Below are 19,612 nucleotides of genomic sequence, written 5' to 3' on the forward strand. Positions count from 1 at the left end.
GACCTCCCGGCGGCAGGCTTGCCGCTTTGATGCAACAAAAGAAACAGGATTCTATTTTTGTTGCAACAAAATTCGGAGGCTTTGACCTATTTTTTTGGAGCGCGGTCGCTCAATGCCTGGCGCAGGCGGCGGTATCCGTCTCGAATATCGGTCTCGATCGCGGCCTTGACCTCCTGAGGATCCTGATGACGGAACCCTTCCAGCGCAGCACGATGGTTCTGAATTCCGTACTTCGAGATCGCGAATTCCGGATAGAGATCGTTGAATGCCGCGCCGACGCGAAGCCAGAGCGTCTCGATCGTTGCAAGCAGCATCGGCATGTTGGCGCGACCGTAGATATGGAAGTGAAACTCCTTGTTGCTCCAGAGCGCATCCGCGTACCGACCTTCCGCCAGCGCGGCATCGATCTCGCCTTGAAAGGCCTCCAATCGAGCGATATCAGCTGATCCGGCGCCAATCGCACCCTTTTCCGCGGCCAATCCCTCCAAGCGCAGGCGCATTTGGGTCACCTCATATAGCTCCGCGAGCGACAGCGTCGGGACGACGACCGTCTTCGGACCGGAAAAGACGAGCGCGCGCTCAGCAACCAGGCGGTTGAGCGCATCGCGTGCCGGCGTGGTGCCGTAGCCGAGTTCCTCGGCGACCGCCCGGACGGTGATCTTATGGCCCGGCGGATAGGCCCCGCGCACTAGCTTTTCCTTCAGATCCTCGTAAGCGCGATCACCAAGGCCCATCACCTTGTTCGAGCCGCCGACCAGTCCATCAGCCTCTTCCATTGAAGGTTCTGCCAAAGTTTTTTTCTCCATCACGATAATTTTGTTGCAACAAAAAAATCCCAAATGTATAGACGTTACATCTGACAGACGAACAAGCACGTCGAACGTGCGCAGGGGAATAAAACCAACCCGCCGACGGTACGTCCGGCTGCGGGAGCGTGGACACATCGCGTCTTCTTGCGATTATCCGCCGTTTTGTTTCCGGAACATATGGCTCTGCCATTGCTGAGAGCTCGCTCAATCTTGTGGAGGAAAACCGACATTGAACGGAGAACCTATCGATATACTGGGGATCGAAAAGCAGTTCGGCGACAAATCTGTCGTTTCGGATGTTTCTCTCTCCGTGAAGGCGGGCGAATTCCTGTCGCTGCTGGGGCCATCCGGATCTGGCAAGACGACCTTGCTGATGATGATCGCGGGGTTTGAGTTCCCGAATTCAGGGCAGATTCGTGTTGGGTCTCGAGACATTACGTATTTGGCTCCCAACCGGCGCGCCGTTGGCATGGTGTTCCAGAAATATGCCCTTTTCCCTCACATGACTGTAGAGCAGAACATCGCTTTTCCACTGAGAATGCGAAGCCTTGCAACCAAAGAGATCAATCGTCGGGTATCCGACATGATGGGTCTTGTCCAGTTGACCGGCTTTGAAGGCCGCTATCCGCAGCAACTGTCGGGTGGGCAGCAGCAACGGGTCGCCGTCGCGCGCGCATTGATCGCCGAGCCCCCGGTCCTGCTGATGGACGAACCACTCAGTGCGCTTGACAAGAAACTTCGCGAGACCATGCAGACCGAGATCAAGCGGATTCAAAACCGGGTCGGAGTCACGGTGGTCTACGTCACCCATGACCAGGAAGAAGCCTTGACCATGTCCGACCGTATTGCGGTGATGTCGGAGGGCCGACTGGTACAGGTCGGATCGCCGCTTGACCTCTATCAAAGACCGGCCACATCCTTTGTCGCCGAATTCGTCGGCAAGATGAACTTCCTGAAGGGGGAATTTGTCGGAAGCGACCATGGCACTTTCCGAGTGCGAATATCGGGGCATGCTACTCTCTCGTTCGATCTGGTCTTGAATGGAGAGGCCGAACAATACCGGCCGGGCTGCAGGGTCCGCGTCGCGATCAGACCCGAAGATATCATCATCAGGCAGCGTTTCGAACCTGGTCACCAGAGCGGCATTGTGCTGCGAGGGACGGTCGAGGCGGTTATCTTCCTTGGCCAGGCGCATGTGATCCTCGTCCAGATTGAGGGGCAGGGGGAGGCGCCGGTTCAGGTCCTGGTTCCTTCGCTCATCGGACAGGCGACATTTGCGCGGGGAGAGATGGTCGATCTCATGATCGCTCCCTCTGCTGTAAGGCTGTTTCCGGAGCTTGCGGGGTCTGTTCAATGACCGTTACCGCGACCATCGGGGTCCCGTCTACGGAAGCGATCAGGCGCCGGCCCCTGACCGGCTCCGCACGCAGCTATTCGAAAACACTCTCCCTGATACTCATCGCTCCGCTCGTGCTGTTGATGGGTTTCGGCTTCCTCTATCCCGTTGGCAAGCTGCTGCTCGGGAGTTTCTTCGCACCCGAATTCGGACTTGAGCAGTTCCAGCGGCTCATGCGCTCACCGCTTTATCTGACGGTTTTGCTGCGGACGTTCGAGATCGCATTTGCGGTGACGATTGCGAGCCTCGTTATCGGCTATCCGATCGCGTTTGCGATGGCGAAACTGCCACGCAGGTGGGCGGCCCTGACTACGGTATGCGTGCTCATCCCGCTCTGGACCTCGACATTGGTGAGGTCCTACGCGTGGATTGTGCTGTTGCAGCGCAAGGGTGTTGTGAACGAGCTCCTTCTGGACCTGGGCTGGATCACCGAGCCTTTGCGCCTGATCTACACGGAAGGGGCGGTTGTCATGGCGATGACCCATGTGCTCCTACCATATACGATACTGCCGATCTTCGCGGCGGTGCGCGCCGTCCCGAACGAACTTGGCCAGGCCGCGAGCAACCTGGGGGCAGGGACACTCAGTGTCTTCTGGCGGATCATGCTGCCGCTGAGCCTGCCCGGTGTTTTTGCGGGCTGCCTGATGACCTTCATTTTGGCACTCGGTTTCTATGTGACGCCGGCTCTGGTCGGTGGGCCCCGCACGATGCTGATGGCGACGCTCATCGGACAGCAAACCACCGAGACACTCGACTGGGCTTTTGCGGGCGCACTCTCGACGGTGCTTCTTGCAGCAACGCTCACCTTCGTCGTCGCCTTTCGCAAAACTCTGTCTCTCAATCGAGGATTCGCCGGTGTCTCCTGACATGGACTATGCACTCGCCGAGCGCGAAGCGGCTGAGATTGAAGGTCGCCGCCCGAAACCTACCCGTCATCAGGCAATGGGTCTGCGTTACATCTCCGGGGTGGCGATGACGGTTGGCTTGGCGGCGCTGCTGTTCTTTCTGATTCTTCCGACCGTGCTGGTGATCCCCATGTCGCTTGGATCGGCGGACTACCTTGAGTTTCCACCGAAAGGCATCACCTTCAAATGGTACGTGCGATATCTGACCGATCCCGACTGGATCGCCGCGACGCTATTCAGTCTCAAGATCGCGTTGGCGACCACAGCCACGGCGACGATCATCGGCACGCTTGCGGCGATTGCCCTTGTCCGTGGCGACTTGCCGGGAAAGGCCGTTCTTCAGGCGATGACGATCAGCCCGATGATCGTTCCGCATATCGTCATTGCAGTGTCGGTGTTCGTGGCCTTCGCGCCGCTGAAACTGTCAGGCAACTTCGTCGGCTTTCTGATCGCCCACACGATGCTCGCCGTCCCCTATGTCGTTCTGACGGTCACAGCCTCACTTCAACGCTTCGACACGACGCTGGAACTCGCCGCGTTGAACTGTGGCGCCGGCCGGTCGAGGGCATTCTTCAGCGTCGTGCTACCCGGCATCGCGCCAGGCGTCTCAAGCGGTGCAGTGTTTGCCTTCCTCGCATCGTTCGACGAGGCGACTGTCGCTTTTTTCCTCTCCGGGATCGACGGCAAGACCATCACCCGCAAGATGTTCGAGGACATCGACTTCAATCTGACGCCGGTCGTGGCGGCGGTCTCGACGATCATGGTGCTCGTCTCGCTGCTGGTCATGGGCGGCCTCACGCTATTCCAAAAACACCAGAAGGCCACGAGCTGGAATTGATGGGAGGACAGCAGACAATGCGTAGATTTTTGAAGAATTGCACGAATGCAGGCCTGATCACTGCAGCCGTTTTCGCTGTTTCGGGATCGGGTTCGGTGTCTGCCCAGGAAAAGCTCGTCATCGCGACGACCGGCGGGACCCTGGAACAGGAAATGCGGACCCATTTCTTCGACCCCTTCACCAAGGAGACCGGGATCCAGGTGATCACCGTATCCGGCACGGGCGCCGAGAATGTCGCCCGCATCAAGGCGATGGCACAAACGGGCAATGTCGAATGGGACCTCTATCAGGCCGGCGAGATCCAGGCGGCCTCGGAGCTCCACAAATCGATGAACGAGGATATGACCGAGTTCTGCCGCGCCTATCAGGGCGACACGGATCTGCTCCCGGGCGCCTGCGCGTCCTCCGGCGTGCTCTCCGCCTACGGCACGACACTTCTGGCCTACAATACCCGGTCGTTTCCAGCACCCGGCCTGAAGACCTGGGGAGATTTCTTCAACGTAGAGAAGTTCCCCGGGCCACGTTCGATGCCGAATTTCAATGACCCGTGGCGGGTCATGGCGGCAGCGCTCCTTGCAGATGGTGTACAGCCTGGCACGCTGTTCCCGCTCGACGTCGATCGCGCGCTTGCCAAACTCGATACGATCCGGCCGCAGATCAGCCTGTGGTGGAAGACGGGCGACCAGAGCACTCAAGGGTTTCGCAACGGAGAGTATGTCGCGGGCGAGATCTGGCAGACGCGCGCGTCCGCGTTGAAGAAGGAAGGCCAGCCGCTCGCCTGGAGCCAGGATCAGGCGTTTCTTGTCGGGGACCGCTGGGCATTGATCAAGAAGGCCCCGCATCGCGCCAACGCGATCAAGTTCCTCGAATATTTCCTCGCGCATCCGCAAGCGCAGGCGAGGGTCTGTGAAGCACTGACCTGCACGCCAGCCCGATACTCGGCGGCGAAGGCGATGAACGCGGAAGCGCAGGCGGCCGCGCCGACCTCACCGGACGTGTTCGAGAAGCTCATCCGGCCGGACGCTGCCTGGATAAACGCCAACAATCAGATGTTGCTTGAACGCTGGAACGAGTGGAACCAGCGCTAATCTAATCCCTCAACCGAACAGAAAGCCTGGAAATATGAACGTGCCCAGCCAAAGGCCACGGATTGCCGTCGGCCGTCTATATCACGAGTCCAATCGCCTCAATCCGCAACCGGCCACCGCCGACCAATTCGAGATTCAACGGGGCGAAGCGGTGTTTGAATGTGCCGGCTCGACATTGGGAGGCATCATCCGGTACCTCAGACAAGCGAACGTCGAGATTCTGCCGCTGATCTCCGTCTCGGGCCCGCCAAGCGGTCTTGTCGTCCACGAGTTTTACGAAGCGATTTGCACCGAGCTGGTCGAGCGGATCCAGGCGTCGCGCCCTGATGCAATCATCCTTGATCTGCACGGCGCGGCGGCTTCGACCGAGATCGCCGACCTGGAAGGAGATCTGCTGGCCCATCTCAGGCGGCATGTCGGCCCCTTCGTGCCGATCGGAATCGGTCTCGACCTGCACGCGCACCTGACCGACCCCATGCTGGAAAACACCGACATCTGCGTTGCATGTAAGGAAAACCCGCATTCGGACGTCGTCGAATGCGGCATGCGAGCCGCGGAACTGACCCTGCAGGTGTTGAGGGGCGACTTGCGGCCGGTCGTAATCAGCGCCCGGGTGCCGATGATCCTGCCAGGCGCCGGGGAAACCGCAAGTGGGCCGCTTGGTGAAATCCACGACAAGGCTCGAGAGCTTGCAGCCAGAACAAGCGGCGTTGTCGATATCTCCATCTACAACGTCTTCCGCTACGCCGACGACTACAATATCGGGCAGATGGTAACCGTCATGACTGATGGAGCCGTTTCGCTCGCCTCGGAGGTGGCCAAGGAGCTCGCATGGGCGTTCTGGGATAACCGGGAACGCTTCGTCGATGATCTTTTCGAGAAACAGGACGCCTTCGAGATCGTGCGATCGCAACCGGCCAACCGCCCGTATGTCATGGCCGACATGGGCGACCGGATCCTGGCCGGGGCGCCCGGTGACAGCACCGTTTTGCTGGCGGAAGTGCTGGACCATTTCGCTGAGCTGCGAGGTGCCTTGACCATCACCGATGCGGCCAGCGTGAAACACGCACAGGATGCTGGATTGGGCGCCACGGTCACGCTCGACGTCGGCGGACAGGTTTCGCCGGGATTATCGTCGCGCAGGATCACCGGGAACGTGATCCACCTGAGCGACGGCGCATATACGCTTGCCGGGCCGTTCCATGGCGGGGAGGCAAGCTCCCTCGGTGCGGCAGCTGTCGTACTGGTCGAGGAACGGGTGTTCGTGCTTCTCACCAGCAAACCGGCCTTTAGTCACGACCCTGCCGTGTTCACGAGCCAGGGAATTGATCTGAAGTCCATCGATTTCGTGGTGGTGAAGTCGGGTTATCACTTCACGATGAATTTTAAGGGGATTGCGACGCCACTCCTCGTATCGACGCCGGGTGTCGGCTACTACCGGAAGGGGATCTTCCGTTACGACAAGTCGCGCTTTTGGCCGGAGCATGACATCGACCTCAAAGCCATCGAGACAAAAGCGTTTGGGGGCAAGCTTAGTTCGGCATGATCAGCAGGTTCTTCCCGAGGCACGCCGACGGGGGCTAGGGGGCACTTGGGAACGCTTTCCTCTGAAATTAGTCTGTCGTCCTTCTCTCCACCACTCCGGGTTAACAGCTCAGCTACCGCCGTTCCAAGCAGCATGACGGCGACGATGGCTCCGGTTTCAGCCGGAGGGTTTTGTCGTGGCGGCAGTCGATCACGATGGAAGCAGCATTCCGCATCGAAGCAGTCGAGGAAGCGCTGGTCCCTTAGGGCGACCCGGAATATTTAATACCGACCAAGGCTCGCATTTCACCTCCATGGAATCCACGACGGTGCTGGAGAAGGCCGAAATCGCCATCTCGATGGGTGGCAAGGGTGCGTGGGGGACAATGTGTTCGTCGAACGGGTCTTTCGTTGGATCAAATACAATGATGTCTACCTCCACGCCGATAAGACCGTGTCCGAAGCCCGCGTCGGCGTCGGCCGATACCTGCCCTTTTGCAATAGCCGACGCTCACATTCATCCGGTGGCCGGCAGACGCCGGATCAGCCCTCCTTCAACGCGCTGGCACCGATGATGGTGGCGGCATAACCGCGGCGGAATACACTTAGCGAAGCGCCCGAAACTGTTCAGACAAACCGAGCCACCTCCTGAGTTCGCCCGCCATCTGGAAAGGCGGCGAGCTTTGCGAGAGAATGATCGCGAGGCTATCGACCGGCGTCCGCAGCAGCCATGTCGATCCAGCCCCCAATATTATGATGCCCGTTCTGCATCCAGTCGTACTCGCGAGTGAAGTCGCTTAGCGCCGCCGCCGTTCCAACAGGCAGCGGATCCTTGAAGTACCCTGGGAAAGGTACAGCCTGGGTGTAGTCCTGGTACCACTCCCAGATCCACCTGCCATTCCTCCAGACGCGCTCACAAAGAAAGATGCTTCCGTTATCCGCCCGGCCGAGACCTATCATTCTGCATGGGTTTAGCCCGCGCTCGTCCGGCCTATGGCGCTGATGGTGATTGATGCTGTTTATATGGATCGCGAGCAGCCCCTTGCCGTCGATCACGCTGCGGGCGATCTCGTATTTGACCCAGCGCCGTTGCCAAGTCTCCGACCCAACGAGAACGCATACGGTTGAGGTGTTCTCAACACCGGTACGGATAAGTGATTTTAGTGCATCGTCACCCTGGAGCTTTCTGCTCTCCCACAGGCTTCCGTCATAATACCCCTCGATATTGCGGCCGAATGCCGTCGATGAAGTTGCAAACTCTCCGCTCATTCTGACGACGTTCACACGCATGATGTCGGCGTAGTGAAAGGAGAAGAAGGTTCGGCGCTTCTTCTGCTGTACGACAGGAGGGTAGAGCCCGAATATCCCTGTCATGTTATAAACCTGGATAAAACATAGATGATGGATACGACGACGAGGACAGGCGCATAGAATCCTACAATGGACCAGCTTAGGAAAGCTTCCCAATAGGGATGCTTGTCGAGAAGGCTTGGTCTCAGGTCAAACAGAGGGCGGGCATCCCAGTCCTGGAGACGCACGTCGTTAAACAGTGAACGGTATGATCGTTCGAGCTGAAGGTACCGGGCATCAAGATAGGCGAAAGTGACAATAGCTAGAGCCGCCAAGGCAATCAGGTTCGCCTGTTTCATGGTCAAAGCGAAGCCGATGACCGCAATTACTAACGTGATGCAGTAATTCTTCAGCGTTGCACTGTAGCCCGACATGCGCGCAACAACAGCTTGGATCATCTCCAAGTGCTTTAATCGCATGTCAACGAGCTTTTCCGTTGGAATCATGCTTCATTTTACGAAAGGCGGCGTCGGCCACAACTGGCAGCTTCATTTCTCCCCAGAAAGTATCGAGCCGCTCGAGATTCAAGCTCCAGCAATGACTGACCCGATCGAATGCTACCCTTCGGCCTCTGCTTCCTTTTTCCTCGCGGGCTTTAAGGCCACAGATGAGGCAGCAGCTGCCACTGCGGCGATGGGGGCGACAACAGCAGCTCCGCCTTTACCTGGTATCAGCGCGATAATTTTGTCTGCTATTCCCGGGATGTTTCCAAGCTTAATCGCCGCATGAATTACGGAGATTAAGCCAATATTCTCCGCAACAGCCCGATATCAGAAGCTTAAGCCGCTTACCAAGGGCCGCAACCTCGGCAAGCCTCTACCTCCGCTCGGCGCTTCCACGGTAATCATCTGACGGCCTATCGGGGCTACGTTCTAGATTCTGGCCGTCGGAGCTCCGTACACAAGAGTCTTATGAGCGGATTTAGTAGCTTGGAGCTATCCGGAACATCCCGGAGAATCTGGTGGCGTTATCAGATCCGAACTCCCGAGCCTCACAGTGCAAATTTGCAGGGTCGTTGCATCTCATAGAAGCGAAAGGCGGTCCCAAGATGTTCGGTCATGCCGACGAACGAAAATCCCAGCCGCAGCATGGCCTTCTGAGACCGGATGTTCGTAGGCCTGACGACGCAAACCAGCCGGCGCAGAGGAAGGCGTCGAAAGCCGAACTCGATCGCGGCTTCAAGACTTTCGCCGGCGATCCCCTTACCAGAGGAAAACCCGAACAGGCAGACACCAACCTCGACATTATTTTCGTCATATCGGCGCAGTCCCGCGCGACCAACGAAGGTCAGGTCACCGTTCGGTTCCCTGAGATAGATCATCCAGAAGCCATAGCCATAGCGATCCCACTCATTGAGATAGAGATCGAGACGAGCGTCAGATTCGGCCCGCGTCAGCGGTTTGCCCTGCATGATAAGTTCGACGACAAGCGGATCAGTATGGAGGCGGTGTAGCGCGTCGCCGTCGCGGGTGGTCACCGGCCGCATGAACAGCCGTTCGGTCTCAAGGTTCATCGGCTGCGACCTCTTTCCTCGCATCGGGTCTGCCGACCACCGCGCCCAGGGCGTCTTCGAAGACTGCCGCAAGCATGCCGACGTCCGTCGGCGTCATCGGAGTCGAAATCGCCCCAAGGCCGACTTGCGAAATCAGAACGCCGCGATCGCGCATGTGCCTGATAACGTCGCCGAGCGTAGATGAATGGCGCGAGGCGAGATAGGCGTCGGCATAACTTGAGATTTTGCCGGCACCGATGAAGATGCGAAACAGTGATCCGGTGCCGGTGACCGCCCCGGTCACGCCCGCGCTTCGAAACGCATCGGCGAGCACGCGTCGCGCATCGTCACCGAGTTGATTGATGCGGTGAAACTCGTCCTTCGTCATGGCGGCCATCGCAGCCAGGCCCGCAACCATGGTCATCGGATTGGCTGTGAACGTGCCTGAATGCGCGACATGTGGTCGTTTGCCCAATGGCGCAAAGACCTTCATCACATCGCTGCCGCCCGCGACTGCACCGATGGGAAGGCCACCGCCGATGATTTTGCCGAAGGCGGTGATGTCGGGCTTGATCGAGCCTTCGCCGAAGGCCCCGGTGTATCCGAGCCTGAAGCTCAACACCTCGTCGGAGATCAGAAGAGCGGATCGGGCTGACGTCCATCGTCTCAGGTAGGCAAGATATTCCGGAGTGATCTGAACGAGGCCGGCACGGGAGGGCAGGGGGTCGATCAGCACGGCAGCGAGGTCGCATCCGGCAGCAGAGAGGATGCGATCGCTATTTTCGATGTCGTTGAAGGGGATCACGACCGTCTGCTGCGCGACGGAAGCGGTTAATCCGTCGTGCTCAAGGCTGCAGCCCCCACAGCCATCGGTCCAGCGGGTTGGCGGCGCGGAGACGTTGATCTCGACCGCGTCGTAGTTCCCGTGATAGGCGCCCTCGCATTTTGCCACCAGCGTCCGGCCGGTCAAAGCCCTTGCAGCCTTGATGGCCATCATCACCGCTTCGGAACCGGTGTTGGTGAAGCGCACTTGCTCGAAATGCGCTACCCGGTCGCAGAGAAGCTCCGCGAGTTCAATCTCGGGAAATGTCGGGTTCGCAAAGCTCAAGCCCTTCATCAATTGCGCCAGCAATGCGCTTGTGACGTCGGCATGACCATAACCGTGGATCAGCGCGGTGAAGTTGTTCTGGAAGTCGAGATAGCGGTTGCCATCCACGTCCGTGACATCGGCTCCCTCCCCTGATGCAAGATAGATAGGATATGGCGTGGCAAATGCTGAGCTTCTTGTGTTTCCCATGGGCATGACGCGTCGTGCCCGCCGATTTGCTGCCGCGGAGACGCCGGTGATCAGCATGGACGCGGTCCCGATCCGTCGGCCGCAGGTCCGTCGATAATGGACCTCAGCTCGCGGCCTAACCAATCGACTTCTTCGACCAGATGGGTGGCCGTCGGACAAACGCGCAAACCCGCTCTTCCCTGGGCCACCGTCGGAAAAAAGATCGCGGACGTATAGAGGCCGCGGTCGAGCAATTGGCGCGCCGCTGAAATAGCTGCGCGCTCGTCTCCGAGCATGATGGTGCGGATCGGAAAGGGCAGGGAGGTCTGCTCGGTTTCGATCATGGCATCAAACTGTTTGATCCGCTCTCCCAATGCGATTTGGCGATCGAGGAGCTCCTGGGTGCGGTGAAGATTGGCCGATGCGATCGCGCCGCCGACGCCGGCAAGATTGACAGGAACCGAAAAGGCGAATGCCAGGGCAAACCGGCGAAAGAGGTCTTCCTGGCGTTGCGACCCGAGCATGAGCAGCGCGCCTGAGGCGCCAAAACCCTTGCCAAGCGACGCGGCAATGATGGTGCGATCCCCCAATTCCTGGCCGATGGACGATCGGGCATAGCCTTCCCCTCGGAAACCGAAAAGCGATATGCCGTGGGCGTCATCGATGTAGAGGAATAATCCGTATTGCCGTTGCAGCCTGAGCAGTTCGCCGATCGGGGCTGCACCGCCCATGGAATAGAGACCATCGCAGACAAAGGCCACGATCGGGTTTGCCCGACAGATCTGCTCGAGCATATCGACATCATTGTGATCGATGGTGAGCACCGTGGTCTCGGCAGCGACGAGCGGCTTGTGGACCGCCAGCGTCGCGTGGACCAGCCGGTCGAAGACGACAAGCGGTCTATCGCCTCCGGTCAGGGAACCGGAAGCCAGGATCGGCATGGCACTCAGATTGGCGGCAAGCACGGTGGAGAACGTAATGACATGCGCCTGAAACAGATCGGAAAGGTTCTCCTCAAGGTCAGCGAGCAGCCCGAAATTGAGGCGCGTGCGTGCGCAGGACCAGTGCAGAGAGCCATAATCCGCGATCGCTTCGATGGCCCCTGCGATGATGGCTGGGTGATTGTCGAGACCGAGGTAGGAACAGCGGACGAAGTCGACGACTTCGTGGGTGCCGTTCTGGCGGTCCCTAACATGGACGAGGCGTCGTTCAACCGACTTCCCGCTCAGTCCCATCACACCTGCATCAAACGCAAGAGCGAAGATGGGGTCGGCGCGTTCGATGATACGTTGGGTATTCCGGATCGATCGCGGTTTGGCTGCAGAGGTCCGACTGTCTTTCGTCATTGTGCCCTCCCAATATCAAGGAAGGGTGAGCGCAGAATGGACATATAGCAAACGATATCAATGATGTAGAGACGATATATCGATCTGACGAAAGCACGGTTGGGAGTTGACGTGCACCCGCTCAGATCGGATGCGGACCTGCACAAACCCGCACAAGATCAGCCAGGATCGTCCGAAGCTCCGGCCACGGCGCTTCCTGTAGGGCAGAGCGTGGATCCTCTTTTTCCAGGAGTGAATGCAGCTTCACCGCGACGCCGGCGACAGAATGAGGGGCCGTGCTCCACAATTCCTTTGCCAACCCCTCTTCGACATCTGCGATTTCCTCTTCGGCTTTTTTCGACCTCGTATATCCAACACGCGTGTCCGCCTTCTTCCATTCGCTCCGGCTTGCGGCCAATGCTGCCCTTGCTTGCCTCCGCATTTCATCCTGATCAGCGTTCGGCAAAAGACGGTCGATCTCGCGGCCGGAATAGGCCCACATGAAACCACAGTCTTCGGAGAGCAGGACTTTCGTGCGGGGGAAACTTCCAAATTCTTGAAGTAACTCCCTCTCGAGCTTTTGCTGCCGGCGGCAGGCTTCCCCGCAGAGCCTGTGGGCGACCATCCAGTCTCTCCAGAGTGATACCACCGGATCGTTTTGCTCCGAACTCTCCGTCCGCACCACCGCACCTGCCGGGGCGGGCGCGGCTGCGATCGAAGCCGCAGCGCGTGACAGGAAGTTTCTGCGCGTGGTCTCGGGGGAGGCATCCCTATTCCCGGGCGAGGTCATTGGAGCCGGCCCTGATAACAACGAGATTCATGAGGATCGTCCGTAGTTCTGCGCGGTGATTTTCGGCGGATGATCGCAGACAAAGTTCTGCTATTCTCAGAATCAGCCATGATCCAAGCTCCAGACAGCTAGATTGTGGGTAGGTTGCCTATGCTGCTCGCAACAGTAGAGGCAACCGTCTCATACGCTCGGCCCCAAACGCAATCTGCGCGAGGACGAGAGAACTTTTAAATATCATATGAACTGAAATGGTTCAATGGAACTAGAAATGAAAATGATTACCGGAGCACAAATACGCGCGGCAAGAGGCTTGGTCCGATGGAGTGCTGATGAGCTCGCGGCTGCGGCTCAGGTCGGAATTTCGACTGTGCGGCGCGCGGAATCGGACAAGGGAGTCTCATCTATTACGACTGCCAACCTCAAGGCTATTCAACTTGCTCTCGAAAGCGCAGGGGTAGAGTTCATTCCAGAGAATGGTGGAGGAGCTGGCGTTCGATTTTTAAAACCGGCGCACGCCGACAGGTAAAGCTTGGCCAAGGCGCCAGAGGGGAAACCGTGACAAGTCGAATTGCATTCACATGTCAACGTTGGATTCGAAGATCTTGCGCCCGCCTATCCAGCTCGACTCCAACTCAAGCCCGGGCGTCAGCAGTACAAAGTCCGCGTCGGCTCCAGGCAAAAGCCGGCCTTTGTGGTTGGCAATACCCACGGCGTCGGCAGGATAGGCTGAAGCCATCCGAAGCGCTTCCTCCAGTGGCACGCCAAGCTTTTCATTCACGAAACGCACAGAGGAAAGCATATTAGTGTCGGCGCCGGCGAGGGTGCCATCGTGAAGCATCAGGCGCCCGCCTTCGCGTACGACTTTGCGGCCGTTCAGGTGGAAGCGCTTCATATCGGTGCCGATGGTCGACATCGCATCGGTAACCAGGAAAATCTGGCCGGGGCCCTGTTTGCTTCGGATCGCAATGTCCATTGCTGCCGGTTCGACATGGAAGCCATCGGCGATTATCCCCGCAAAGAACGTACCGGTCGCCAGTGCGGCGCCGACGACCCCCGGCTCGCGGTGACCCAGACCGCTCATCGCATTGAACAGATGGGTGACAACGCGGGCTCCCGCTGCCGCGTATGCGCAGGCGATCTCAAAGCTTGCATCCGTGTGGCCGAGACTGACGGTGATACCTGCATCGGCAAGACGTTCCACCTGCTCGATAGTTGTATTCTCCGGAGCAACGGTCACCATCAGGCAACCGAGTGCCCGCATGCAGGCAAGCAGTTCATCGAGATCTCGTTCTTGCATAGGGCGGATGAGCGACGGATCGTGAGCGCCCTTTCTCATCATAGACAGGTGCGGCCCTTCGAGATGCAGTCCAAGGAAACCGGGTATCCCAGCTGCTTTCGCCTCGACACCTGCCTCGATGGCAGCTTTTGTCACCTCACGTGTGTCGGTGATCAGCGTCGGCAGCAAGGCTGTCGTGCCGAACCGCGCGTGGACTTCACAGATCTTCCGGATACCTTCGAGCGTCGGTTGCTCGTTGAAAAGAACACCGCCACCGCCGTTGACTTGCAAATCGATGAAGCCTGGGACAAGAATGTGACCGCGTGTATCGACCGTTTCTCCAGTTCGGTCGGGCTTTTCGGCAACGATCGAGACGATGCGCCCGGCCTCAACAACAAGGAGGGAATCGTCATGCCATTCCATGCAGTCGAAGATCCGAGCACCTTTTATTGTAAGGTTCGAACTCATCGGGTTTCCGTGACCTTCTTCAGGTTTGCGGGCGCATCCGGATTATGGCCTCGCGAGCGTGACCAGGCTTCGACGAAAACGTAAAATGGCAGGATCAGCGCCAGTGCATCGGTGATTGGGTGGCCGGTCTCGACGAAGGGCAGTGGCTTTGCCCTTGCCGAGAGTGGCGACGTGATATGGACGAAGGCGCCCTTGGAAACCAGATCGTCGGCCACTTCCGCGACCGACCTCTCTGCTGCATCGCGGGCCGCAAGCGCGAGCACCGGAAAGCGCGTGCCGACGATTGCGACGGGGCCGTGCAGGACTTCCGCGGCGGAAAAGGCTTCGGCATGAATCCCGGTCGTTTCCTTGAACTTCAATGCCGCCTCGTTGGCGATCGCCAGCGCCGGGCCGCGGCCCAGCACATAGATGGATTCGGCTTCGCCGGCGTCGGCAGCAAATTCCCGCCAATCAAGTCTCGCCGCTGCGGCAAAATACTTCGGCAAATCGGTTACGGCGCGTCCAAGTGCCGAATCTCCCGTCCACTCAGCCAGCACCGCAAGGCCGGCGACGACGGAGTTCACATAAGACTTGGTGGCGGCGACCGCATTTTCCGGACCGGCAAGAATGTCAAGGGAATGGTTGCAGGCGCCCGCAAGCGGTGAAGGGACCGTATTCGTCAGAGCGATCGATGTGGCGCCGGCGCGCGTGGCGGTGCCCGCCAGGGCTACAATATCGGGGCTTTTCCCAGATTGCGAGATCGCGATGGCTGCGCCGCGACCAAGGTTGAGCTCGGTGCCGTAGATAGATGCGAGTGACGGCCCAATTGAAGCGACAGGTAATTTGGCCGTGAGCTCGATCGCATATTTCAGGAACAATGCTGCGTGGTCGGATGAGCCGCGCGCGACGGTAACGACGAATGCAGGGTCCTTGGAGCGCAAAGCCGCGCCGATCGCAGCGAAATCTTTCGCTGCGTGATCGAGCAACCTTGCCGCAGCCTCTGGAATTTCGTCGATTTCTCGGCGCATGTTCGTCTGCACGGTTGCCTGCATGATAGCGGTCCTGTTTCGTGGGAGGAGGTTCAGTTATCGAGATTGGTGAGTTCGGTGACGAAACAGTCGGCATCACCCCGAAAAAGTGAGCTGGTGAATTCGATCGCGCGGCCCGACGCAAGATAGGCCACGCGCTTCGTCAAGAGACCGGCCGCTCCAATCGTTACGCCGAGCATGCTGGCGTCGGGATCATCGATGTTGCATGCCAAAATACGCTGGATCGCTCGGACAGGTCGAAAGTCCGCGTCCGCGAGCGCCTTGTAGATCGAGGAGGTAACATCAAACGTGTCGCCCAGGAACTCCACGGAAATCGACGTCCGTTCGATGGCAAGCGGCCGGCCCGCTGAACTCCGTAAGCGACCGAGGCGTGCAACTCGGCTGTCACCTGGCAGGCCGAGTGTCATCATCTCCTCGGGGGACGGATGAGACGTGCTTCGCTCGATCCACTCAATTTTCGATCCAGGCCAGCAACCGTGACGGATCAAAGAGCTCGCGTATGATAGAAGGCGATGCGCGCGGACCGTCGATCCTGCAACGAAAGTCCCCGAGTCGGGCCGACGCGCCAGAAATCCGTCGCGGACGAGATGGTCGATTGCTTTTCGAACCGTGACACGGCTGACTTGCACGTGGTCAGCCAGATCCCGCTCGGGGCAAAGAACCTCGCCTTCCTTAAGCTCCCCAGAGAGTATTGCCTTTTCGATCACCATGCGAAGCCTATGATAGCGCGGACCCGCGCCCCCGGCATCTTTGCACCATCGTGGGGGCACTACGGCCGGCCCGTCACTCATTCGATAGCCTGCTGGCCACCGAAGCGCGAGACCGCCAAGGCGATGGCCCCGCTCAGTGCATCACCCTCAGGTGTGGCCATGAGTTGTTGATGCCGGGTGGCGAGCCGGGACGAATAGAGCGGCCCCAACCCGCCGAGAAGGCAAATCTTTCGTGTTCCTCTTGCAACAAGACAATCAAGCGCTTTGTCCACCAAAACAGCCGCATCATGCAGCAGCCGGGTAGCGACGGCATCGCCTTGCTCGGCATGTTCGAATACCCGCGGAGCATAGCGACCGAAGGCACCCGGATTTGCCTGCCGCGCAAACTCTACGATATTCCGCGGATCGTTCTTGAATTCCGCGAGTACCGAGGCACTCACTGCGGACATGTCATGGATGCCGTCATGAGCGAGCAGCGCTTCTTGCAAAAGCGCATGGCCGATACGTGCGCCGCTGCCAAGGTCGCCGACATTAAAGCCCCATCCACCGGTGTAGGTCACCGTATCGCGCCGGCGAGAGATGTAGATCGTGCCGGTTCCTAATATGGCGACAGCTCCGTCACTGTCGCCAAGCGCACCCTGTAGCGCGATCAGCCCATCTGACTCGATGTCTGACTCGGCAAAGGGTAGCTTGTTCTTAACGTATTGAACGGCGCTGCCGACATTGTTGCCCGCCACGCCAAGCACCGCGCGCGCCGAGGCGATATCGCCCGTGTCGATACCAGCTGCGTCGAAAGCCGCGCGGGTCGCGTCGGCTATGTTGCCGAGCGCCGTATCAGGATCGGAGAGAATGTTGGCCGGGCCGGCGTGGGCCCTTGCAAGGATCCGCCCGTCCGAATTGGCAACTGCCGCACGGCAACTCGTACCGCCACCATCGATTCCAACTAGGTAGACCGTCATGAAACCGTTCCTCAGGGGGAGATCGTGCCAAGCAACGCCGGTGCTCGCGGATCATGTTACACGCTATCGTTATTAGTATGTGCGTCGCACAAACATACCAGACTGTCAACGGGGAACCGAATAGCATGATGAGGTCACCCACTCGAGGAACCCCTAATGCCTTTCGACGCAAATCCATTCCCTTTCGACGCTGATCGCCATGCAATCTGGGAAATGCTCGTACGCAAAGACGTCGAAGGGTTTGTCGCCCAGGACTGGACCATCTTTGCACCCTCGTTCAAGTTTGACGGATTCTGCGGACTGGATGCGAAGGGGTCGCTCAATCCCGGAGACTGGGAGGTTCGATTCCCAACAGTTGAAGCCTACCGTGACGCTTGGCTTGGAGATGCCGATCGCTCGGCTTCAACCAGATATTCCGAGGACCGCAGGGATGCCCTTTACCGGGCATCCGTTATGCTGGACATCCGCGTGGAAGGTCAAACGGCTACCGCGAGAAAGACATTCAACGACAAAATTGCCCTTGAGGAGGGCGGTTTTCAGGCATTGAACTGGCAGTCGGTTTTCTTTTGCACGAAGGAAGGAGGGGCTTGGAAGATCAGCGGTTTCGTCGGCTTCCTTCCATTCGCACCGGGCTGAGCAGCAGAACCTCTTGGAAGTCGTTAGGCGGCGCCAAGCTCCTGCTTCGTCTGGTCATGGCATACTCAGGTCAACGGGTCGCAACTCCGCGCCTGCGATGATGGAGACCTTTTGATCGGCATGATCAGGCACAATAAGGGAGGGCTTGCTTGCCGCAAGGCAGAGAACATGTCCAGCCGCACAATCCCAGAGATTGGTCCCGTGTTCTATGTATCCGGCGAGCCGACCCGTTGCGACGAGGGCAAGGGAAGCCGCGCAGCTACCCAGGCTGACTACATGGTAGCCTGCGGCTTCGATTTCACCTTCTATCTTTACTCGATGCGCCGTCGGCCATTCCCGGTTTCGGCCGATTCCAAAGGCCGCGGACGCGTTCGCCCCTATCATCTGCAACGGCCCGTCGACGTTAAGAGAGCCATCCGATGTGGCCCAAACTAGTGTTTCGAGCGCGGGCAGAGCGACTGCGCCGAGCACTGGCGTGCCCGCTGCGACGTAGGCTATCGAAACCGACCAAATCGGGATTCCGCTGATAAAGTTGGCGGTACCATCCACCGGATCGATCAGCCAATAGCTACCTGTTGCGTTTCCCCCTTGTTCCTCACCAACAACAAGATCGTCTGGGCCGCTGTCTGCCAGCAATCGCCGAGCAAGGGTCTCTGCGTCGCGATCGACGGCACTGACGTAGTCGGAAGGTCCTTTGGTCTCGGCTGTCCACCCATCCCGATCGTGGAACCGCTCAAGCGTGAACGCCGCAACCTCTGATATGACAGCGTGAAGAGTTGCGAGCCGATCGGTAAGCGCATGCGCCCTCATGCGCTTTTCCCCCCGCGCGCCTCGGCTACCATCTCCTCGAGCCTGACGGCAACACTGTGAGCGCGGCGATAGTACGCGGACTCTGGAATCCCATACCGGTCCATTGGCGTTTCGAAGTTGAGCGGCGTCTGGTAAGGAGTGGCTGCGATGGCCGAGATGATGGTGCGCCAGTTCAACCGGCCATCGAACGGCAGAAGATGGTCGTCCATTGCTCCGAAATTGTCATGTATGTGGGTAGCGATGAGACGATCCCCGAAACGCTCCAGCACCGTGAGCTTGCCTGGCTCGACCAGTTCCCAGTGGCCACAATCGAAACAGACGCCAATGAACTCCTTGCCGTATCGAGCAAAGATGCGATCATACAGGTTGAGAAAATTCTCGGCGCTGGCACAAAGGAGGGTTTCAGCGGCAATCTGAACGCCCTTCTCCACGCAATAAGGCCTGATCTCGTCGAGAGATTGGAACAGGGGATCGAAGTATTTTCGTTCGGCGGCTTGGCTGCGGAACACGTCGTCGTTGATATCGATGTGCAGAACTACGTTTGGAGAATGGAACGCGGCTGCCAGGTCGATACGGTTACGCAACAGCTCGACACCGCTGCGGCGCTGCCAATCATGCGGCGACAGAATGTCCTTGCGCATCTCCATAGCGAAAGGGCCAGGTTGTTTATGACCGATCTCGGTAATCGGATTACGGCCATTGCTGGCATGAACCGAATGAACCTTTAGCCCAGCATCGGCCACGATCTTGCTTGTAAACTCGATTTCGGCGTCGGCTAACCAGTACGAGCTTCCGGAGTCGGGATTCCAGTTGATGTGTGTGAAACCAGCTTCCTTGATGAGAGTGAGCGAGTTGCGAATGCCTTCGTCGTACCAACGCTCCTGGTGGGGCCAATGCCAGACGGTGATGCAGGTATCCAATGGATCAGTCTC

General features: G+C 58.6%; 20 protein-coding genes and 1 pseudogene. 8 read left to right on the plus strand and 13 right to left on the minus strand.

Features of this window, described 5'->3' with window-relative positions; all coding sequences use genetic code 11:
- Positions 1-86 precede the first annotated feature (86 nt).
- A complete protein-coding gene (locus ACZ9IU_RS27040) occupies positions 87-776 on the minus strand; it encodes a GntR family transcriptional regulator (protein ID WP_051900488.1) in 690 nt (229 codons plus the stop codon).
- Positions 777-1,038: 262 nt separating this feature from the next.
- Here ACZ9IU_RS27040 and ACZ9IU_RS27045 point away from each other — a divergent pair, with 262 nt between their 5' ends.
- The 6 genes and pseudogenes from ACZ9IU_RS27045 to ACZ9IU_RS27070 all read left to right on the plus strand — a co-directional run.
- Complete coding sequence (locus ACZ9IU_RS27045) at positions 1,039-2,166, plus strand: ABC transporter ATP-binding protein (protein ID WP_040124847.1); 1,128 nt, start codon at positions 1,039-1,041, stop codon at positions 2,164-2,166.
- Positions 2,163-3,071, plus strand: a complete 909-nt coding sequence (locus tag ACZ9IU_RS27050) for an ABC transporter permease (RefSeq protein WP_040124846.1) — start codon at positions 2,163-2,165, stop codon at positions 3,069-3,071. Before ACZ9IU_RS27045 ends, ACZ9IU_RS27050 begins: the two co-directional genes overlap by 4 nt.
- 76 nt (positions 3,072-3,147) lie before the next feature.
- Entirely contained in the window at positions 3,148-3,948 is an 801-nt protein-coding gene (locus ACZ9IU_RS27055; RefSeq protein ID WP_051900709.1) for an ABC transporter permease, read from the plus strand.
- A 17-nt stretch (positions 3,949-3,965) separates the two neighbouring features.
- Entirely contained in the window at positions 3,966-5,036 is a 1,071-nt protein-coding gene (locus ACZ9IU_RS27060) for an ABC transporter substrate-binding protein (RefSeq protein ID WP_051900487.1), read from the plus strand.
- 34 nt (positions 5,037-5,070) lie between these two features.
- Positions 5,071-6,582, plus strand: coding sequence for a M81 family metallopeptidase (locus ACZ9IU_RS27065; RefSeq protein WP_040124843.1), 1,512 nt, complete (start codon positions 5,071-5,073; stop codon positions 6,580-6,582).
- 155 nt (positions 6,583-6,737) lie between these two features.
- Positions 6,738-7,149, plus strand: a pseudogene (locus ACZ9IU_RS27070) (transposase); the annotation flags it as partial.
- 116 nt (positions 7,150-7,265) lie between these two features.
- Here ACZ9IU_RS27070 and ACZ9IU_RS27075 read toward each other — a convergent pair.
- Positions 7,266-7,934, minus strand: coding sequence for a TIR domain-containing protein (locus tag ACZ9IU_RS27075; RefSeq protein WP_051900485.1), 669 nt, complete (start codon positions 7,932-7,934; stop codon positions 7,266-7,268).
- Complete coding sequence (locus tag ACZ9IU_RS27080) at positions 7,931-8,308, minus strand: hypothetical protein (protein ID WP_498957816.1); 378 nt, start codon at positions 8,306-8,308, stop codon at positions 7,931-7,933. The genes ACZ9IU_RS27075 and ACZ9IU_RS27080 overlap by 4 nt, the downstream gene beginning before the upstream one ends.
- A gap of 19 nt (positions 8,309-8,327) precedes the next feature.
- Here ACZ9IU_RS27080 and ACZ9IU_RS27085 point away from each other — a divergent pair, with 19 nt between their 5' ends.
- A complete protein-coding gene (locus ACZ9IU_RS27085) occupies positions 8,328-8,639 on the plus strand; it encodes a hypothetical protein (protein ID WP_498957817.1) in 312 nt (103 codons plus the stop codon).
- Between the two features lie 262 nt (positions 8,640-8,901).
- Here the strand turns inward: ACZ9IU_RS27085 and ACZ9IU_RS27090 are convergent, their stop codons facing one another.
- The 8 genes from ACZ9IU_RS27090 to ACZ9IU_RS27125 all read right to left on the minus strand — a co-directional run bounded on the left by ACZ9IU_RS27090 (position 8,902) and on the right by ACZ9IU_RS27125 (position 17,234).
- Positions 8,902-9,423, minus strand: coding sequence for a GNAT family N-acetyltransferase (locus ACZ9IU_RS27090; protein ID WP_040124841.1), 522 nt, complete (start codon positions 9,421-9,423; stop codon positions 8,902-8,904).
- Positions 9,413-10,756: an aspartate aminotransferase family protein gene (locus ACZ9IU_RS27095; protein WP_051900478.1), complete on the minus strand. Its 1,344-nt coding sequence runs from the start codon at positions 10,754-10,756 to the stop codon at positions 9,413-9,415. The genes ACZ9IU_RS27090 and ACZ9IU_RS27095 overlap by 11 nt, the downstream gene beginning before the upstream one ends.
- Positions 10,750-12,024: an aminotransferase class I/II-fold pyridoxal phosphate-dependent enzyme gene (locus tag ACZ9IU_RS27100; RefSeq protein ID WP_051900476.1), complete on the minus strand. Its 1,275-nt coding sequence runs from the start codon at positions 12,022-12,024 to the stop codon at positions 10,750-10,752. The genes ACZ9IU_RS27095 and ACZ9IU_RS27100 overlap by 7 nt, the downstream gene beginning before the upstream one ends.
- A 121-nt stretch (positions 12,025-12,145) precedes the next feature.
- Positions 12,146-12,628: a hypothetical protein gene (locus ACZ9IU_RS27105; protein ID WP_157885305.1), complete on the minus strand. Its 483-nt coding sequence runs from the start codon at positions 12,626-12,628 to the stop codon at positions 12,146-12,148.
- Positions 12,629-13,367: 739 nt separating this feature from the next.
- On the minus strand, positions 13,368-14,537 hold the full coding sequence (gene nagA, locus ACZ9IU_RS27110; RefSeq protein WP_040124839.1) for an N-acetylglucosamine-6-phosphate deacetylase: 1,170 nt from the start codon (positions 14,535-14,537) through the stop codon (positions 13,368-13,370).
- Positions 14,534-15,568 carry an SIS domain-containing protein gene (locus ACZ9IU_RS27115; RefSeq protein WP_244447558.1) on the minus strand — a complete coding sequence of 345 codons (1,035 nt, stop codon included), beginning with the start codon at positions 15,566-15,568 and terminating at the stop codon, positions 14,534-14,536. The genes nagA and ACZ9IU_RS27115 overlap by 4 nt, the downstream gene beginning before the upstream one ends.
- A gap of 29 nt (positions 15,569-15,597) precedes the next feature.
- Complete coding sequence (locus tag ACZ9IU_RS27120) at positions 15,598-16,356, minus strand: GntR family transcriptional regulator (RefSeq protein ID WP_040124837.1); 759 nt, start codon at positions 16,354-16,356, stop codon at positions 15,598-15,600.
- Positions 16,353-17,234, minus strand: a complete 882-nt coding sequence (locus ACZ9IU_RS27125) for a glucosamine kinase nucleotide-binding domain-containing protein (protein WP_040124836.1) — start codon at positions 17,232-17,234, stop codon at positions 16,353-16,355. The genes ACZ9IU_RS27120 and ACZ9IU_RS27125 overlap by 4 nt, the downstream gene beginning before the upstream one ends.
- A gap of 156 nt (positions 17,235-17,390) precedes the next feature.
- Here ACZ9IU_RS27125 and ACZ9IU_RS27130 point away from each other — a divergent pair, with 156 nt between their 5' ends.
- Positions 17,391-17,870: a hypothetical protein gene (locus ACZ9IU_RS27130; protein ID WP_040124834.1), complete on the plus strand. Its 480-nt coding sequence runs from the start codon at positions 17,391-17,393 to the stop codon at positions 17,868-17,870.
- Between the two features lie 54 nt (positions 17,871-17,924).
- On the opposite strand, the gene ACZ9IU_RS27135 is transcribed toward ACZ9IU_RS27130, so the two are convergent.
- Together ACZ9IU_RS27135 and ACZ9IU_RS27140 are read right to left on the minus strand one after the other, a co-directional pair.
- Positions 17,925-18,680 (minus strand): inositol monophosphatase family protein, encoded by a 756-nt coding sequence (locus ACZ9IU_RS27135; RefSeq protein ID WP_051900472.1) that lies wholly within the window; start codon positions 18,678-18,680, stop codon positions 17,925-17,927.
- Positions 18,677-19,600: a sugar phosphate isomerase/epimerase family protein gene (locus ACZ9IU_RS27140; RefSeq protein WP_040124832.1), complete on the minus strand. Its 924-nt coding sequence runs from the start codon at positions 19,598-19,600 to the stop codon at positions 18,677-18,679. Before ACZ9IU_RS27140 ends, ACZ9IU_RS27135 begins: the two co-directional genes overlap by 4 nt.
- Positions 19,601-19,612 lie beyond the last annotated feature (12 nt).

Source organism: Mesorhizobium sp. USDA 4132 (genome assembly GCF_056279545.1).

Excerpts from the sequence above, each read along its gene's own strand:
- ACZ9IU_RS27095 (WP_051900478.1), bottom strand. The coding sequence starts at position 10,756 with ATGCTGATCACCGGCGTCTCCGCGGCAGCAAATCGGCGGGCACGACGC.
- ACZ9IU_RS27060 (WP_051900487.1), top strand. The coding sequence starts at position 3,966 with ATGCGTAGATTTTTGAAGAATTGCACGAATGCAGGCCTGATCACTGCA.
- ACZ9IU_RS27055 (WP_051900709.1), top strand. The coding sequence starts at position 3,148 with ATGGGTCTGCGTTACATCTCCGGGGTGGCGATGACGGTTGGCTTGGCG.
- ACZ9IU_RS27065 (WP_040124843.1), top strand. The coding sequence starts at position 5,071 with ATGAACGTGCCCAGCCAAAGGCCACGGATTGCCGTCGGCCGTCTATAT.
- ACZ9IU_RS27130 (WP_040124834.1), top strand. The coding sequence starts at position 17,391 with ATGCCTTTCGACGCAAATCCATTCCCTTTCGACGCTGATCGCCATGCA.
- ACZ9IU_RS27125 (WP_040124836.1), bottom strand. The coding sequence starts at position 17,234 with ATGACGGTCTACCTAGTTGGAATCGATGGTGGCGGTACGAGTTGCCGT.
- ACZ9IU_RS27080 (WP_498957816.1), bottom strand. The coding sequence starts at position 8,308 with ATGATCCAAGCTGTTGTTGCGCGCATGTCGGGCTACAGTGCAACGCTG.
- ACZ9IU_RS27120 (WP_040124837.1), bottom strand. The coding sequence starts at position 16,356 with ATGAGTGACGGGCCGGCCGTAGTGCCCCCACGATGGTGCAAAGATGCC.
- ACZ9IU_RS27040 (WP_051900488.1), bottom strand. The coding sequence starts at position 776 with ATGGAAGAGGCTGATGGACTGGTCGGCGGCTCGAACAAGGTGATGGGC.
- ACZ9IU_RS27105 (WP_157885305.1), bottom strand. The coding sequence starts at position 12,628 with ATGGTCGCCCACAGGCTCTGCGGGGAAGCCTGCCGCCGGCAGCAAAAG.
- ACZ9IU_RS27115 (WP_244447558.1), bottom strand. The coding sequence starts at position 15,568 with ATGCAGGCAACCGTGCAGACGAACATGCGCCGAGAAATCGACGAAATT.
- ACZ9IU_RS27050 (WP_040124846.1), top strand. The coding sequence starts at position 2,163 with ATGACCGTTACCGCGACCATCGGGGTCCCGTCTACGGAAGCGATCAGG.
- ACZ9IU_RS27085 (WP_498957817.1), top strand. The coding sequence starts at position 8,328 with ATGTCAACGAGCTTTTCCGTTGGAATCATGCTTCATTTTACGAAAGGC.
- ACZ9IU_RS27090 (WP_040124841.1), bottom strand. The coding sequence starts at position 9,423 with ATGAACCTTGAGACCGAACGGCTGTTCATGCGGCCGGTGACCACCCGC.
- nagA (WP_040124839.1), bottom strand. The coding sequence starts at position 14,537 with ATGAGTTCGAACCTTACAATAAAAGGTGCTCGGATCTTCGACTGCATG.
- ACZ9IU_RS27135 (WP_051900472.1), bottom strand. The coding sequence starts at position 18,680 with ATGAGGGCGCATGCGCTTACCGATCGGCTCGCAACTCTTCACGCTGTC.
- ACZ9IU_RS27100 (WP_051900476.1), bottom strand. The coding sequence starts at position 12,024 with ATGACGAAAGACAGTCGGACCTCTGCAGCCAAACCGCGATCGATCCGG.
- ACZ9IU_RS27075 (WP_051900485.1), bottom strand. The coding sequence starts at position 7,934 with ATGACAGGGATATTCGGGCTCTACCCTCCTGTCGTACAGCAGAAGAAG.